Source organism: Methylocella sp. CPCC 101449 (genome assembly GCF_031921685.1).
Classification (GTDB): Bacteria; Pseudomonadota; Alphaproteobacteria; order Rhizobiales; family Beijerinckiaceae; genus Terripilifer.
In genome coordinates this window covers 329,388-343,962 of sequence record NZ_JAPDHU010000003.1, presented here as the reverse complement: position 1 = coordinate 343,962, position 14,575 = coordinate 329,388, and the positions used below count along the sequence as shown (strand labels likewise).

Annotated in this window: 17 protein-coding genes; 6 read left to right on the top strand and 11 right to left on the bottom strand. The window is 62.6% G+C overall.

Annotation, left to right across the window (positions count from 1 at the left end; all coding sequences use genetic code 11):
* Positions 1-100 precede the first annotated feature (100 nt).
* The 4 genes from OIM99_RS21795 (at position 101) to OIM99_RS21780 (ending at position 3,998) form a co-directional block, all read left to right on the top strand.
* Complete coding sequence (locus OIM99_RS21795; RefSeq protein WP_311852582.1) at positions 101-634, top strand: MarR family transcriptional regulator; 534 nt, start codon at positions 101-103, stop codon at positions 632-634.
* Positions 631-1,365 (top strand): response regulator, encoded by a 735-nt coding sequence (locus OIM99_RS21790; RefSeq protein ID WP_311852581.1) that lies wholly within the window; start codon positions 631-633, stop codon positions 1,363-1,365. The genes OIM99_RS21795 and OIM99_RS21790 overlap by 4 nt, the downstream gene beginning before the upstream one ends.
* Entirely contained in the window at positions 1,365-2,729 is a 1,365-nt protein-coding gene (locus OIM99_RS21785) for an ATP-binding protein (RefSeq protein WP_311852580.1), read from the top strand. The genes OIM99_RS21790 and OIM99_RS21785 overlap by 1 nt, the downstream gene beginning before the upstream one ends.
* Positions 2,730-3,002: 273 nt before the next feature.
* Positions 3,003-3,998, top strand: a complete 996-nt coding sequence (locus tag OIM99_RS21780; RefSeq protein WP_311852579.1) for a cation diffusion facilitator family transporter — start codon at positions 3,003-3,005, stop codon at positions 3,996-3,998.
* Between the two features lie 4 nt (positions 3,999-4,002).
* Here OIM99_RS21780 and OIM99_RS21775 read toward each other — a convergent pair whose 3' ends face one another.
* The 10 genes from OIM99_RS21775 to OIM99_RS21730 form a co-directional block, all read right to left on the bottom strand.
* Positions 4,003-4,701, bottom strand: a complete 699-nt coding sequence (locus tag OIM99_RS21775; protein WP_311852578.1) for a TetR/AcrR family transcriptional regulator — start codon at positions 4,699-4,701, stop codon at positions 4,003-4,005.
* Between the two features lie 64 nt (positions 4,702-4,765).
* Positions 4,766-5,596, bottom strand: a complete 831-nt coding sequence (proC, locus tag OIM99_RS21770) for a pyrroline-5-carboxylate reductase (RefSeq protein WP_311852577.1) — start codon at positions 5,594-5,596, stop codon at positions 4,766-4,768.
* Positions 5,593-6,090 (bottom strand): YbjN domain-containing protein, encoded by a 498-nt coding sequence (locus tag OIM99_RS21765; protein WP_311852576.1) that lies wholly within the window; start codon positions 6,088-6,090, stop codon positions 5,593-5,595. The genes proC and OIM99_RS21765 overlap by 4 nt, the downstream gene beginning before the upstream one ends.
* A gap of 254 nt (positions 6,091-6,344) precedes the next feature.
* The gene (locus OIM99_RS21760) at positions 6,345-6,605 is read right to left on the bottom strand and encodes an accessory factor UbiK family protein (protein ID WP_311852575.1); all 261 of its coding nucleotides are present in this window, start codon (positions 6,603-6,605) and stop codon (positions 6,345-6,347) included.
* A gap of 76 nt (positions 6,606-6,681) precedes the next feature.
* Positions 6,682-7,137, bottom strand: a complete 456-nt coding sequence (locus OIM99_RS21755) for a molybdenum cofactor biosynthesis protein MoaE (RefSeq protein WP_311852574.1) — start codon at positions 7,135-7,137, stop codon at positions 6,682-6,684.
* A 5-nt stretch (positions 7,138-7,142) separates the two neighbouring features.
* Positions 7,143-7,394 (bottom strand): molybdopterin converting factor subunit 1, encoded by a 252-nt coding sequence (moaD, locus tag OIM99_RS21750; RefSeq protein WP_311853153.1) that lies wholly within the window; start codon positions 7,392-7,394, stop codon positions 7,143-7,145.
* Between the two features lie 22 nt (positions 7,395-7,416).
* Positions 7,417-8,010, bottom strand: a complete 594-nt coding sequence (gene pgsA / locus OIM99_RS21745) for a CDP-diacylglycerol--glycerol-3-phosphate 3-phosphatidyltransferase (RefSeq protein WP_311852573.1) — start codon at positions 8,008-8,010, stop codon at positions 7,417-7,419.
* 167 nt (positions 8,011-8,177) lie between these two features.
* The gene (locus tag OIM99_RS21740) at positions 8,178-8,780 is read right to left on the bottom strand and encodes a glutathione S-transferase family protein (RefSeq protein ID WP_311852572.1); all 603 of its coding nucleotides are present in this window, start codon (positions 8,778-8,780) and stop codon (positions 8,178-8,180) included.
* A gap of 5 nt (positions 8,781-8,785) precedes the next feature.
* Entirely contained in the window at positions 8,786-9,388 is a 603-nt protein-coding gene (locus tag OIM99_RS21735; RefSeq protein WP_311852571.1) for a glutathione S-transferase family protein, read from the bottom strand.
* A 38-nt stretch (positions 9,389-9,426) separates the two neighbouring features.
* Positions 9,427-10,428 carry an AbrB family transcriptional regulator gene (locus tag OIM99_RS21730; RefSeq protein WP_311852570.1) on the bottom strand — a complete coding sequence of 334 codons (1,002 nt, stop codon included), beginning with the start codon at positions 10,426-10,428 and terminating at the stop codon, positions 9,427-9,429.
* Between the two features lie 217 nt (positions 10,429-10,645).
* Between OIM99_RS21730 and OIM99_RS21725 the strand changes: the two genes are divergently transcribed.
* Both OIM99_RS21725 and OIM99_RS21720 read left to right on the top strand, forming a co-directional pair.
* Positions 10,646-11,911, top strand: a complete 1,266-nt coding sequence (locus tag OIM99_RS21725) for a low temperature requirement protein A (RefSeq protein WP_311852569.1) — start codon at positions 10,646-10,648, stop codon at positions 11,909-11,911.
* A 966-nt stretch (positions 11,912-12,877) separates the two neighbouring features.
* Positions 12,878-13,591 carry an AprI/Inh family metalloprotease inhibitor gene (locus OIM99_RS21720; protein WP_311852568.1) on the top strand — a complete coding sequence of 238 codons (714 nt, stop codon included), beginning with the start codon at positions 12,878-12,880 and terminating at the stop codon, positions 13,589-13,591.
* Here OIM99_RS21720 and OIM99_RS21715 read toward each other — a convergent pair.
* Positions 13,574-14,533 carry a helix-turn-helix domain-containing protein gene (locus tag OIM99_RS21715; RefSeq protein WP_311852567.1) on the bottom strand — a complete coding sequence of 320 codons (960 nt, stop codon included), beginning with the start codon at positions 14,531-14,533 and terminating at the stop codon, positions 13,574-13,576. The genes OIM99_RS21720 and OIM99_RS21715 overlap by 18 nt on opposite strands.
* Positions 14,534-14,575: the final 42 nt, after the last annotated feature.

Sequence of the window (14,575 nt, the reverse complement as noted above, 5' to 3'; positions counted from 1 at the left end):
TTTCCGGCCGGTTTGCCGGTACTTTCGAGAGGCTTGACGAGTAGCAATCGACCTGAAATATGTCAATAGTGCTGACGTAATGGATTAGAGCGGATCAGCCATGACGCAGGCGCTTGACGATATACCCCTGGTCGGCGGGGCGGGACTGGCAGGCGCGGAGACGCCGGCGCCGCCGCATTATGACCTGATCGAACTTCTGTTCTTCGCCTATCGAGATTTCGTCGGCGATGCGGATCGTTTGCTGGAAACCTTACGGTTTGGCCGGGCGCATCATCGCGTGCTGCATTTTGTGCATCGCAATCCTGGCCTCACGATCGCCGAATTGCTCGACATTCTGCGTATCACCAAACAAAGCCTCAATCGGGTGCTGAAGGAATTGCTCGACGAACGTTTCGTCGAGGCGCGGACGGGCGCGACTGATCGCCGGCAGCGGCTCTTGTTCCTGACGGCGAAGGGCAAGGCTCTGGCGTTGGAATTGTCCGTCTTGCAATCGCAACGGTTCGCGCGCGTGCTGGCGGAATTGCCGAAGGGGGCTCAGGAAGCCGCTCAGCAATTTTTGCTGGCAATGATCGAGCCGGAAGAGAGGCCCAGAGTCGAAGCGCTGATCTGGCGCAACGAAAGGACCGGGGAATGAGCGAAGAGCAAAATGCAACGAGCGCCGAGCAGCCGACTTTCGTGCCTGCCGACGACGCGGCGCATCTGCTTGTCGTCGACGATGATAAGCGTCTGCGCGAACTGCTGTCGCGCTATCTGGTCCGCGAGGGCTATCGGGTGACGGCCGCCGGCGACGCGGCCGAGGCACGGCGCCATTTGAGCAATCTCGATTTCGATCTCATCGTCCTTGACGTGATGATGCCGGGCGAGAACGGTCTCGATTTCGCCCGTTCGCTGCGCGAGACGTCGCAAGTGCCGATCCTTATGCTGACGGCGCGAGCCGAGACGAGTGATCGCGTGCAGGGGCTCGAAACCGGCGTCGACGACTATCTGACCAAACCGTTCGAGGCCAAGGAATTGTCGCTGCGCATCGGCTCGATCCTGCGCCGCGTCGTGCCGAAGCCGCTCAATCAGCCGACCTTGGTGCGCTTCGGGCCGTTCGTCTTCCACTGCGAGCGCGGCGAATTGCGTCACGGCGAGGACGTGGTGCGGTTGACGGAACGCGAACGCTACATGCTGCAATTGCTGGCGAAGACGCCGGGCGAGCCGGTGGCGCGCGAATTGCTGGCTGGTTCGGCCGCCGCCGCCAACGAGCGCACGATCGACGTGCAGATCAATCGCCTGCGGCGCAAGATCGAACGCGATCCGGCCAATCCGATCTATCTGCAAACAGCGCGTGGCGCGGGCTATCGCCTGCTGCCCGAACGCTGATGAGCTTGGTGCTTCCCGGCTGGTTCGAGAGGCCGCGCGGCCTATGGCGCGGCTTTACCCGTTGGCTTGCCAGCCGTATGCCGAAGGGCCTGTTCGCGCGATCGCTTCTCATTGTCATTCTGCCGGTGGTGCTGCTGCAATCGGCCGTCGCTTACATTTTCATGGAGCGCCATTGGCAGCTCGTCACGCAGCGCCTGTCGGCAGCCGTCGTCGCCGACATTGCCGCCGTGGTCGATACCTACGAAAAGTTTCCGCTCGCCACCTTTGAACAGGTGGCGAAGATCGCCGGCGAGCGCTTTGAAATGGATTTCAAATTGCTGCCGAAGGAGCCGTTGCCGGCGACCTTGCCGAAGCCGTTCTTTTCGCTTTTGGACAGTTCGTTGTCGCAGGAGCTGTCGCGGCAGATCAACAAGCCGTTCTGGATCGACACCATCGGCAATTCCAATCTGGTCGAGATCCGCGTGGCGCTGAATGACGCGACCTTGCGCGTGATCGCGGCGCGCAATGCAGCCTATGCGTCGAACTCGCATATTTTCCTGGGCTGGATGGTCGGTGCGTCGCTGGTGCTGCTGGCAGTGGCGATCGCCTTCCTGCGCAATCAGATCAGACCGATCCTGCGCCTTGCCAAGGCGGCGCAGGACTTCGGCAAAGGGCGTGAGCCGGAATTCCGTCCGCATGGCGCGCGCGAGGTGCGCCAGGCGGGTTTTGCTTTCGTCGAAATGAAGCGACGCGTCGAGCGGGCGATGGATCAGCGCACGACCATGCTCAATGGCGTCAGCCACGATCTGCGCACCATCCTGACGCGCTTCAAACTGTCGCTTGTCATGCTGCCGCAAGGGCCGGATGTCGATGCGTTGCAGAAGGACGTCGACGAGATGCAGCGCATGCTGGAGGCTTATCTCGCCTTCGCGCGCGGCGACGGCGGCGAGCAGGCTTCCTCCATCGACATGCGCACCATGCTGGAAGAGCTGAAAGTCGATGCCGAGCGGCACGGCCATCCGACGCAGGTGTCGTTCAGCGGCGAGGCGATGGTAACGGTCCGACCCGATGCGTTCCGTCGTCTTCTCACCAATCTGATCGCCAATGCGCAACGCTATGGTCGCCAGATCGCTATCGAAGCGGTGTGCGAGCAGCGCTTCCTGACCATTCATGTGGATGATGACGGTCCTGGCATTCCGCCCGATCAGCGCGAAGAAGTCTTCCGCCCGTTCTTCCGCCTTGACGAAGCGCGCAATCAGGATCACGGCGGCACGGGGCTGGGTCTCGCCATCGCCCGCGACATTGCCCGCGCCCATGGCGGCGATGTCTCGCTGGCGTCCAGTCCGCTCGGTGGCCTGCGGGCGACGGTGCGCATCCCGCTTTAGCAGGTTGTCGAAACCCTTGGTGTCATCCCGGACGCCGCAGGCGATCCGGGAACCAGGAGCGCGTGGTAGAGTGAGGCGTCGCGAGTTACTTGATGGCTGGTCAAAGGTTCTACCGCTCGCCCCTGGTTCCCGGATCACGCTTCGCGTGTCCGGGATGACACCAAGGTTGCAGCAGGTGGGAAACGCTCCCTCGTCATCAACCGATCACGCTATATCATTACAGCAATATCATAACATGATGCCTTGCCGTTGCGGCGGTGCTATGGGGCCTTCATGACTGAAGCACATTCGCACGGCAATCACGGTCACTCGCATGCCCATGATCATGGGCATGGTCATTCCCATGGCCACTCCCATGAGCACACGCACGGACATGCGGGGCATTCCCATGCGCCGCAGGATTTTGGTCGTGCCTTCGCTATCGGCATCATTCTCAACACGCTCTTCGTGATCGTCGAGGCGGGCTATGGCTTCTTCAGCAATTCGATGGCGCTGCTTGCCGACGCCGGGCACAACCTGTCCGATGTTCTGGGCCTGCTCGTCGCCTGGGTGGCGGCGGTTCTCGCCAAGCGTCCGCCGACGGCACGTTACACCTATGGCTTGCGCAGTTCTTCGATCCTGGCGGCTTTAGCCAATGCGGTGCTGCTGCTCGTGGCGGTCGGCGCCATCATTCTGGAAGCGATCCAGCGCCTGCTCAATCCCGAGCCCGTGGCTGGCATGACGATGATCGTGGTGGCCGCCATTGGCATCCTCATCAATGGGTTCACCGCCTGGCTGTTCATGTCGGGCAAGGATGGCGACCTCAACATTCGCGGCGCCTATCTGCATATGGCCGCCGATGCGGCGATTTCAGCCGGCGTCGTCGTTGCCGGCCTCGTCATTCTGATGACCGGCTGGCAGTGGGTCGATCCGGTGGTCAGTTTGGTCATCGCCGTCGTGATCATCTGGGGGACATGGGGGCTGTTGCGTGGCAGCCTTGCCATGTCGCTGGCGGCCGTGCCGTCCAATGTCGATCCCGATCATGTGCGCGCTTTCCTGCTCAAACAGCCCGGCGTGTCGGCGCTGCACGATCTTCACATCTGGCCGATCAGCACGACGGAAACGGCGCTCACCGTTCATCTGTGCATGTTCGGCGGCCATCCGGGCGATGGCTTCCTGGTGCAGTTGGCGCAGGAACTCGAAATCCACTGCAGCATCCATCACGCGACGGTGCAGATCGAAACCGATCCGAATACCGTTTGCGTGCTGGCCGCCGATCACATGGTTTGAAGCTTCAAACCGGCGTCGCGTCGTCGCCTTGATCGCGCGTGCGCGCTCCCGGGCGTGGGCGGCCCGAGAGAACCGCATGGGCGAGCGAGCGCAAAGGCGCGGTGAGGCGCGTCATGTCGTCGAGGCGGGCGGTCAAGGTCTCGCCGCGGGACAATTCACGATCGAGCGCCGCCATGGTGCGATCGAGGCCCGGTTCATCGTCCTCGAACCAGACGTTCAAGACACGCTGCCAGGCGATGGCCAGCCCTTGCAGCTTCAGCGTGCCGGCGATGCCTTCGCTGTGCAGATGGGCGGCTTCGAGCATGAAACGCATGGAATTGAGCACGGTCGTGTTCAACGCCATGGCGCTGACAGGATCGCGCCGCACCCATTGCGAAATGCCCTTGAGGCCGGCCTTGTAGGGTCCCATGGCATCGATGCGGCGCATAAGGACGTCGAACAGCCGGTCGCGTGCGGTCTCGGCGGCGAGATCTTCGTTGGTGCCGTCGAGCACCTTGCGATCGATCATGCGGGAGAAGCCAGCGAGCACGGCGCCTTTGGAGGGAAATTGGTCGCGGAAATCGGCCAGCGAAATCCCGGCGCGCAGCGCCACTTCGCTGATCGTGATGTCTTCCCAGGGCATTTCGCCAGCCAGGGCCAACAGGGCATCGATGATGCGCTGTTTCACATCCGCCGGCGGGGCTTTCGTTTTGCTGTCGGCCATGGCGCGCTCCTGTCTCGTTTCCCTAAACTACGCCGGGAAGTCGACAGTTCCAAGGCGGGTCTGGTTAACCCGATAGCTCGCCGGCGCGCCGTTTCGCCGCGCCGATGGCCTTGGTCATCAGAGGCTCAAGGCCGTTCGGGTCCATGAGCACGTCGAGCGCGGCCGCCGTGGTGCCGCCGGGCGAGGTGACATTGACGCGCAATTGGCTGGCCGGTGTCGCGGCATCGCGGAACATCAGTTCGCCAGCGCCTTCGACGGTGGCACGGGCAAGCCGCATGGCGAGATCGGCCGGCAGGCCGGCGACTTCGCCCGCTTTTGCCATGCATTCGGCGAGATAGAAGACATAGGCCGGCCCGGAGCCGGAGACGGCGGTGACCGCATCGATCCAATCTTCCTGATCGAGCCATTCGACCGCGCCGATCGCCGACAGCAGAGCGGAAGCCGCCGCGCGCTGCGGCGCGCTGACACCGGCGCTGGCTGCGGCGCCCGTGATGCCGCGCCCGACGGCGGCTGGCGTGTTCGGCATCGCGCGCACGATCGCCTTGGCCTTCGGCAGGCGCTGGGTGATGTTGGCGATGGTCTTGCCCGCCATGATCGACAAGACAAGCGTGTTGGCGCCGACGAGCGGCGCGATGTCAGGAGCCGCGGCTTCAAGCGTCTGCGGCTTGATCGCCAGCACCAGAGCTTCCGGCGGCGAAATCGTGCCTGATGGCGGATTGACGAGGATGCCGTGTTCCTTGGCCAGTTCCATCAGATCGTCGGCCGGGTAAGGATCGACGATGGTAACGCCATGGCCGTCCATGCCGAGCGCAAGCCAGCCGCGCAGCATGGCGCTGCCCATCTTGCCCGCGCCGAGCAGGACTAGGGTCGTCGGCAGTGTGCTTGCGTCGTTCACGCTTCGCCCACGGTTTCAAACAAGGCGGTGTCGAGGGCTTCCTTGGCGGTGCGGCCGGACCACAGGACGAAATTGAAGCATTGATAGTAGCGGTCGCAGGCGGAAACACCGGCTTCGATCGCCGCTTCGCATTGCTCCGTCGTCGGCTCGAGGCCACCGGACAGGATGAGGGTGTGGCGGAAGATCACCACGCCTTCCTTCTCCCAGATGCCGAAATGGCCGATCCAGAGCTGTTCGTTGATGAGCGAGACCAGCTTGTTGAGTTCGTTGCGGCGGCGTTCGTTGATCTTCACCTCGAAGGCGCAGGCCAGATGCAGCGCTTCGACGCCTTCGAGCCAGGTGAAGGAAATCTGATAGGGCGACCAGCTGCCGTCGACGGAGATGCAGATCTCGTCCTCGGCGTCGCGGGCGAATGTCCAGTCGCGGACGGAAGCAACCCGCTCGATGACGTCGACGGGATGTTCGGAGCGGCTGGCTTCTGTTTCAATCATCATATGCTGTGGCCCAAAGGAGAAAGACTCGCGACGACACGCACAAGACGCTCGCGCGCCACACAATGATCCACGATCCAGCCCCGCCAGATTGCAGATTCTTATGACGATTCAGCGATTTGCCGACTCGTTACTTGCGTCAAGGTGCGAGATTCGACGGAATCCGTCCATCCCTGAACCTGCCCATGTCCACAACGTTCGGCCGACATGAGTCAATTTGCCGCGCCGGTTTGACGCAGGCCCGATTGCCGCAGCGCTCAGGACTGCTTTTGCGCCAGCTTCGCTTCGAGTTCGGCAATCTTCGCCGCAAGCTTGTCGTTTTCCTCGCGGGCGAGAACGGCCATTTCGCGCACCGCCTCGAATTCGTCGCGGGTCACCACATCCATGGACGACAGCAGCCGCTCCATCTGGGTTTTCACGACGGTTTCGACTTCCCGACGCACGCCATTGGCCATGCCGGCCGCATCCGTCATCAATCGGGCGAAGTCGTCGAAAATCGGTCCGCGCGTCTGGGGCATGGGAGGCTCCGGTGTTGTTCTCGCGAGGACATGGCAGGGGAATGCGGCCGATGCAAGGGCAGCAAGGTTAATCGGCTTATTTGGCCCATTTCTCCATTGCCTGGTCATCCGCCTCCTTGGCGTCGACCCAGCCGCCTTCGCTGCCGTCGGCACGAATTTCCTTTTTCCAGAACGGCGCTTGCGTCTTGAGATAGTCCATCAGGAAGGAGGCCGCCTCGAACGCGGCTTCGCGATGTGACGAGGCCGTGACGACAAGGACGATGTTTTCGCCCGGGCGAATGCGGCCGTAGCGATGAATGATGATCGTGCCTTGCAGCGGCCAGCGCCGTTCCGCCTCGGCGGCAACGCGGGCGATCTCTTCTTCCGCCATGCCGGGATAGTGTTCGAGTTCCAAGGCGGCGAGCGTGTTGTCCTCGCTGCGGCAACGGCCGGTGAAGGTGACGACGGCGCCGACATCGTTGCGGCCGGCCGTCAGCGCGGCGGCCGCGGCGGCAGCATCGAAGTCCTCGGCTTGAATGCGGATCGTGGCCATGGCGTTCAACCGCCGGTCATCGGCGGGAAAAAGGCGATCTCGCGCGCCCCGGCGATGGGCGTCTCGTGTTTGACGTGGACGCGGTCGATGGCGGCGCGGATGAACTGCGGGCGCTCGAAGGCATAGGCATATTCCTCGCCCCGGCCGCTCAACCAGGCGATGAGCTCGCCCACTGTACGCACCTCGGCCGGTGGCGTGATCTGTTCGCTGGCCAGTCCGATGCGTTCTCGCACCCAGGCGAAATAAGACAGTTTCACGGCTGCCGCATCCATCCGTTTCTCAATCTTCCGAGACGTGCTTGAGGCCCGCCTTGAGATAGTCCCATCCAGAGTAGATGGTGAGGATGGCAGAAATCCACAAAAGGGTCAGGCCGATCAATTCGGTGCCCGGCAGAACCTTTTCGCCGGCTGGTCCGGCGATCAGGAAGCCCAGCGCCAGCAATTGCACGGTCGTTTTCCACTTGCCGACCGCCGAAACCGGCATGGAGACACGCAGGCCGGCGAGAAATTCGCGCAGGCCCGAAACCAGGATTTCACGGCACAGAATGATGACGGCCGCCGCCAGCGACCAGCCGGCGATGGCACCATCCGCCGCCAGCATCAGCAGACAGGCCGAAACGATCAGTTTGTCGGCGATCGGGTCGAGCATGCGCCCCATCATCGATTGTTGCTGCCAGGCGCGGGCGAGGTAGCCGTCGAAAAAGTCGGTGATCGCCGCGACGGCGTAAACGCCAAGGGCCGTCCAGCGGGCCCAGTCCTTTTCCGGCCAGTAGAGCAAAGCGACGACAATGGGAACGGCGACGACCCTGCCATAGGTCAGCATGTTCGGCAGGCTGAAATGCTTGCTGCGGGCCGGGGTGGGGGCAGTCGTCATGGGGAGAACCGAACAGTCAGCGGCGGCGCACGTCAATAGCCAAGGGCATGGAGAACGGGGAAAAAGCTGAGGTCGTGGCAGAACCGTCAAGCCATCGTCCCCGGCTCCCAGGGTTTAGCTTGTTCTTGACCTTGTGCTGATCCATCTCGTCCATGCCGGCACTTCTTTCAGCTTTCAGCCTTGGTCGCGTCGAATTCCGGCACCTTTGCCCGGAACCTGTCGAGCCAAGCCACGAGGGCCGGATGGGTGCTACGCCAGTCGACCTGTTTGCGCCAGTCGAGATAGCCCAAGGCACACGCAAGTGTGATCGTGCCGACGTGGAAAGCCTCGGCATCAGGCGGATCTGCGGCGAAGGCTTCCAAAGCCCGCTCGATCTTGCCGCGCTGATAGGCAAGCCACGGTTCGTGATGGATTTCCTGCGGCCGATGACGGCTTTCATAAATGACGAGGATGGCGGCATCCATGATGCCGTCGGCGAGCGCCTGCTGGGTCAGTGCATCGAGCCGCGCTTGCCAATCCCGTGGCAGGATCGCGCCTCCGCCCATCAGATGGTCGAGATGTTCGAGGATGACGCGGCTGTCATAAAGGCGGCGGCCGTCATCGAGGATGAGCAGCGGCATTTTGCCGAGCGGATTGTCGCGACGCAGGATATCTGCCGCATCGAGAGGGTCGGCGGGCTCGATCCGCATTCGCTCGATGAGCTTGAGGCGCGTCGCCGCCAGCCGCACCTTGCGGCCGAACGGCGAGGTCAATGTGGAACGCAGCAGCACGACGCTTACCCTTCGGGCGTCGTCTGATCGAAGGCGGGCACGGCGGCGCGGAAGCGATCGAGCCAGGCGACAAGTGTCGGTTGGGCCGTGCGCCAATCGACCTGTTTGCGGAAGTCGAGATAGCCGAGCGCGCAGGCGAGCGCGAGGGTGCCGACGGTGAGCGTGGTCGGATCGGGCGGATTGGCGGCGAAAGCTTCGAGGCCACGTTCGACCTTGCCGCGCTGATAGGCGAGCCAGGGTTCGTGGTGAATTTCCTTCGGCCGATGGCGGCCTTCGTAGACGATCAACACGCCGGCATCGAGAATGCCGTCGCCGAGCGCCTGGCCGGTGAGCGCGTCGAGGCGCTTGTCCCAATCCTTCGGCAGCAGCCGGTCGCCGCCGGCGAGATGATCGAGATATTCGAGAATGACGCGGCTGTCATAGAGGCGGCGACCGTTGTCGAGACGCAGGACGGGGATTTTCCGCAGCGGATTGTCGGGACCGATCGATTCCACCGCATTCGCCGCATCGACCGTCACCAGGCTCATCTGGCTGTCGAGGTTCAAATGGTGCGCGGCGATGCGTACCTTGCGCACGAACGGCGAACTCGTGGTTCCGCGTAACAGCATAAAATCCTCCCGCAACCCTGCTTGTGATCCTCGCCCTCTTAACGTCCTTCGCTCTTGCGCATCCAGGACACCAAGAAAGGCAGGCTGAGACTGATCAAGAAAAACCGCGCCAGATGATGGGCGGCGACGAAAACCGGATCCGCGCCCAGCACCAAGGCAAGCACGACCATAACCTCCTGGCTGCCGGGCGCATAGCCGATGAGCGCGGCCCCGAACGGCACGCCGAGCAGTTTCGTTGCGGTCATGGCGAAAAGAATGGAGACGGCCAGCATGGCGGCGAGCGCGATGACCGTGCCGAGGCAGATGCGCGCGAACAGGCTCCAGTCGAAATTGACGAAACGCGAGCCGACCCAGGCGCCGAGCAGGCATTGGCCAATATTCATCAGCCAGGTCGGTGAGCGGCCGGGCGCGATGCCGAAATAATGCAGCGCGCCGGAGGCGACCATCGAACCGATGATCATGCCGCCGGTGATGTTGAAATAAGCAAAGAAGCCGCCGACGGCGAAGCCCGCCGCCAGCGACAGGACGATGGCGAGCGGCGGATCGATCGTCAGCGTGGTCAGCACGGCGAAATCGGCGCCAACCTCATGGACGATGATCCACGGCAGGACGGTGGCAAGAAAAATGACGCGCGACATCTGCACCACGGCGATGCGCGCCGCATCGGCACCCATGCTCATCGATACCGAGACGATGTAGCTCATCGATCCCGGCACCGAGGCGAGCATGGCCATGGACCGCGGCCAACCCATCAGCCAGACCCACACCGCAGTGGAGGCGAGCGTCATCATCACCACGCAAATGGCCATCAGCGCGATGCTCGCCGGATAGGCGGCGATGTGAGAAAAAGTGTCGGGGCCGACGACCGAGCCGATCGCCGTGCCGATGATGCCCATGGCGAGATAGCGCAAGGGCGCGCTAATGCTGGTTGCCCAGCCGAAGACCGACAGGAGCGCCACCGCCACCACCGAGCCGGACATGGCGCCGCCGGGGATGTTCAGCCAGGCGAACGTCAGGCCGCCGATCGCGCCAACTGCCACGGTGAAAGCCTCGCCCAGGGCTCCGAGGGCAGTGTAGTTCGACCTTTTTCCTGATGTCATCGTGCTAGGGGCTGCGGGGTGTATCGGGGCCGTGAGGGCGGCCGGGCTCCTGTCGCACGGAGGCGGCGGGGGAGCAAGCCCGGGGGATTTCCAAGCCCCGGTTCCGCGTTCTACTTTGCGGGTGTTTTCGTTTGGCGCTTATCTTGAGAGATTTTCAATGACGCAAGAGCATTCCGTTGCCGAAACACCCGCGCACCGCGCCGCCGCCCTGCGGGGCCGTGACCGGCACGAGGCGCATCGGGCGGCAACACCGCTCGAACTCCTGTTCGATCTCACCTTCGTCATCGCTTTCGGCATTGCTTCCGCGCAATTCGCGCATCAACTGGCGGAGGGCCATTACCAAGCGGGGTTGATCGGCTTTGGCCTGGCGATGTTCGCCGTGTGCTGGGCCTGGGTGAATTTTTCCTGGTTCGCCTCCGCCTATGACAACGATGACTGGATTTTCCGGGTCACCACCATGGTGCAGATGGCCGGCGTGCTCATCCTCGCCCTCGGCCTGCCGCGCATGTTCAAGTCGATCGACGGCGGACCCTATCTCGACAATATGATCATGGTGCTCGGCTATGTGGTGATGCGGCTGGCGATGGTGTTTCAGTGGCTGCGCGCCGCCGTGCAGGATCCCTCGCGCCGCCGGATTTGTCTGACCTATGCGATCAGCATCGTCATCGCGCAGGTCGGCTGGATCATCCAGGCCGTCGCCGACATTACCGTGCTGCAATCCTTCCTGTGCGGCGTTCCCTTGATCGCCATCGAACTGCTGGGGCCTGTCTTCGCCGAGCGGCAGCAGGGCGGCACGCCCTGGCATGCGCACCACATCGCCGAGCGCTACGGCCTGCTCGCCATAATCGCGCTCGGTGAAAGCGTCGTCGGCACGGTGGCGTCGATTTCGGCGATCGTCGAACAGCAGGGCTGGAGCGTCGACGCCGTGCTGATCTGTTTCGCCGGCACCGGCCTGACGTTTGGCATGTGGTGGGTCTATTTCGTCGTCCCGTCGGCGCAGGTGCTGCACGCGCATCGCGAGCGGTGCTTCGTGTGGGGTTACGGTCACATGTTCATCTTTGCCGCCATTGCCGCGATTGGCGCCGGCCTGCACGTGGCGGGGCTCTACATCGAGCATAAGGCGCATATCAGCGCGCTGGCGACGATGCTCACCGTGGCTGTTCCCGTCGGCTTTTATCTATTGATGATCTACGCGCTCTACACCTATCTGATGCAGGAGTTTGATCGCTTTCACTTCTGGCTGCTGGCCGGAACAGCCATCGTGCTGGCGGCGACGATCGTGATGGCGGCGGCTGGCGTGCGGATGACGCTCTGCCTTGCCGCGCTTACCTTGGCGCCGTTGGTGACGATCATCGGCTATGAATTGGTCGGATACCGCCATGGTTCGGTTGCGTTGCAACGCATGTCCGACCCGCATGAATAGCGCGTGAGACGACATGTCGGCGTTCAAGTTGCGACGGCGTGGAGACGCGCAAGTGCACAACTTCTGAGCGTCGGCGTGGAGCTGTTGATTGCGAGGATGATTGCCATACTATGGATAGACTGCGACTCACGTGCTGCGATTAACGCCCTAATAATCTTGCCCTCTGATGCTTTCTGAAGCTTTCTGAAGACAACGGCTTTGTCATTGCATGCGTGTCGTATTGATGTCACTTTCTGCAAGCCAGCCGGCGATGTTGTTTCTGGCTGGCCGTGGGAGTGGGGGAGGTTTGCATGAGCACTTATGAAGCGCTGCTTGCTTGCCGTCTTTCTGGTCAAATTTCAGATCGCAAATGGATCGAACATTTGCAGGATGTGCTCTTCCGCAAATGGCTCGTACGCCGAGGCTATAAGGTTATATAGCCGTTTCTCTCCGCTCGTTTGGAAAGCCGCCTCTCAGGGCGGCTTTTTTGTTGCCATATTTGCCGCAGTGGGGCCGGGAAGGGGCCGCAAAAGGTTGATAGCTACGGGCCTAAGGGTGGTCTGGAGGGCAGTGATTTAGGTACGCGCATGAGCGAATACGAAGCACTTTTGGCTTGCTGGCGATCGGGCCAGATCCCGGAACGAGCCTGGATCGAACATTTGAAGGACGAGGTTTTCCGGAAGTGGCTTGCCAAGCGCGAGGCCTCTTCCAATCCTCCCGACAACGACCGTGGCTGCAATCGAGCGCATCGACGGCTTCCGGCTGTAAAGCGGATCGCCCGCTGATGTTGCGCTGCAAAGAGTGGTGGCAAGATGAGACGACATGACCAGCGCGCGAGACGCTGCGCCTAACGCTCAAGTTGATGCTGGTCTAGGCTGAGGTGCATTTGCTTCAGGGACAGCCAGCACTGCTTCGATGTCGAGGATCGTTCTTTCCCGCTTCGCGAGGCTCCGGTCGACATGGTGCGTGATCGCATTGACGTTGGCTGTGACCACTTTGCCCCGTCCGGCCGAGGCGCAGTTCGATGATGTGAGTGGCACCTGGTCGATGATTATGACCGATCAATTCGGTCTTCGGCAGCAGTGCCGGTTGGAACTGTCGGGTTCGAGCAGTCTTCTCGGCGGCTATCGCGCCAATGTCTCTGGCTGTGGCGGGACGTTTATGTCGGTTTCGCGCTGGCAGATGGGCCGGCGCGGTCTGACGTTGACCGATATGTCGGGCAGCCCGGTGGTGACGCTGCGCCGGTCCTATGGCGGTTTTTCGGGCCGCAGCCGTTCCGGCCAGCGCGTGCAACTGCGTGGTGGCGGCTCGTCGGCGTCGCCGTTTGGGGAGTTCGGGCCTCCGATCGCCCCGCCGGCGATCAGTGCGCCGCGGGGCTGCGCCATCTACTATGGTGTGTCGCAACGCTGCGCCGGGGAGGACGACATTTATGCGCCGCGCCTGGCGCCGGGGCAATCCGTATCCGTGCGGCTGGTTTCTCCGGTCAATCTGCGACAGAGGCCGGCGCTCAGCGCGCCTCTCCTGACCGTGATGCCGCTCAATACGTGCGTGGTCGCCGACGCCTGCGGTCCGCAAGCCGACGGTGCGGAATGGTGTCGGGTGCGCTATGGCGATCAGATCGGCTACATGGCGAAAGTGTTCGAGCGCGACGGGCGCCGCTACACCTTGTTCTCCAACGCGTGCTCAGCGCCGCGAATGTAGGCTCGTGCGTGCGGCGGGCTCGCCGCCATCGCGCACTTGGCCGGGCGCCATGCCGAACCGCCGCTTAAACATTTTGTTGAAGCTCGATTGATCGAGAAAACCGCAGCGAAAAGCGAGATCGCTGATGGAAGCCAAGGGCTCGTCGATCAGCATGTCGCGAACCGAGTCCAGGCGGCAATCGCGGATCGTTTCGACGACGCCCGCGCCATCCCGTTCGAAGTGACGATAGAGCGTGGCGCGCGAGCAGCCCAGCGCGGCGGCGATCTGATCGGGCGTCAGATCGGGATCGCTCAACCGTTCGGCGATCAGCCGGCGCGCGGCGGCCATGAAAGCCGTGCCATCGAGCTTTTCAGGCGCGACCGGTTCTGACCGCAGCATCAGGAGCGCGAGCTGAATCGCGACCTCGATGACATCGCTCTGTTCGTCTGCGGAAAGGTGTCGGGCCTCGTTGGCAAGAAGCCGCAGATGCGAGGCAAACAGCGCCGTGAAGCCGGATCGAGACCGAAAGGCTTCGCGAGGTTTGGTGCAGGTAGTCTGGCCGAGCCTATCGATGACATGCTGCCGGTTGATGAGCAGGCCGAGTTCGCGATGAGGCAGCCATTCGGCGCGGACCGGCTCGCGGAAATCGACGACATAGATGTCGCCGGGCCGCAGAGCGAGCCGTTGATCGCCGAATTCAAGGTTGGAAAAGCCGTCGACGATCAGGCCGACATAGATTTCCTCGCCACCATCGCGGGCGCAGCGTTCGCGGGAGCGATCGACGTAGAGCGTATCCGAATAATGATCCCAGAATTCACCGCTCGGGCTGAGCGAACGACGCAACCGCGCCTGGAATGGCTTGGACGCCGATACGGCGCGCTCCACGCCCATGCGCTTGAGCACCGTCGCACTCCAATAGTGCAACGTGTCCCGTGCTGCCAAACCGTCAGTGGTGAATTCCATCGTAAACTATCAGCCCGCCGCCATGCCGAGGAATCATCATCG

Excerpts from the sequence above, each read along its gene's own strand:
- OIM99_RS21755 (WP_311852574.1), bottom strand. The coding sequence starts at position 7,137 with ATGGCCACGATCCGCATTCAAGCCGAGGACTTCGATGCTGCCGCCGCG.
- OIM99_RS21780 (WP_311852579.1), top strand. The coding sequence starts at position 3,003 with ATGACTGAAGCACATTCGCACGGCAATCACGGTCACTCGCATGCCCAT.
- OIM99_RS21775 (WP_311852578.1), bottom strand. The coding sequence starts at position 4,701 with ATGGCCGACAGCAAAACGAAAGCCCCGCCGGCGGATGTGAAACAGCGC.
- OIM99_RS21765 (WP_311852576.1), bottom strand. The coding sequence starts at position 6,090 with ATGATGATTGAAACAGAAGCCAGCCGCTCCGAACATCCCGTCGACGTC.
- OIM99_RS21725 (WP_311852569.1), top strand. The coding sequence starts at position 10,646 with ATGACGCAAGAGCATTCCGTTGCCGAAACACCCGCGCACCGCGCCGCC.
- pgsA (WP_311852573.1), bottom strand. The coding sequence starts at position 8,010 with ATGACGACTGCCCCCACCCCGGCCCGCAGCAAGCATTTCAGCCTGCCG.
- OIM99_RS21790 (WP_311852581.1), top strand. The coding sequence starts at position 631 with ATGAGCGAAGAGCAAAATGCAACGAGCGCCGAGCAGCCGACTTTCGTG.
- OIM99_RS21760 (WP_311852575.1), bottom strand. The coding sequence starts at position 6,605 with ATGCCCCAGACGCGCGGACCGATTTTCGACGACTTCGCCCGATTGATG.
- OIM99_RS21715 (WP_311852567.1), bottom strand. The coding sequence starts at position 14,533 with ATGGAATTCACCACTGACGGTTTGGCAGCACGGGACACGTTGCACTAT.
- OIM99_RS21735 (WP_311852571.1), bottom strand. The coding sequence starts at position 9,388 with ATGCTGTTACGCGGAACCACGAGTTCGCCGTTCGTGCGCAAGGTACGC.
- OIM99_RS21795 (WP_311852582.1), top strand. The coding sequence starts at position 101 with ATGACGCAGGCGCTTGACGATATACCCCTGGTCGGCGGGGCGGGACTG.
- OIM99_RS21785 (WP_311852580.1), top strand. The coding sequence starts at position 1,365 with ATGAGCTTGGTGCTTCCCGGCTGGTTCGAGAGGCCGCGCGGCCTATGG.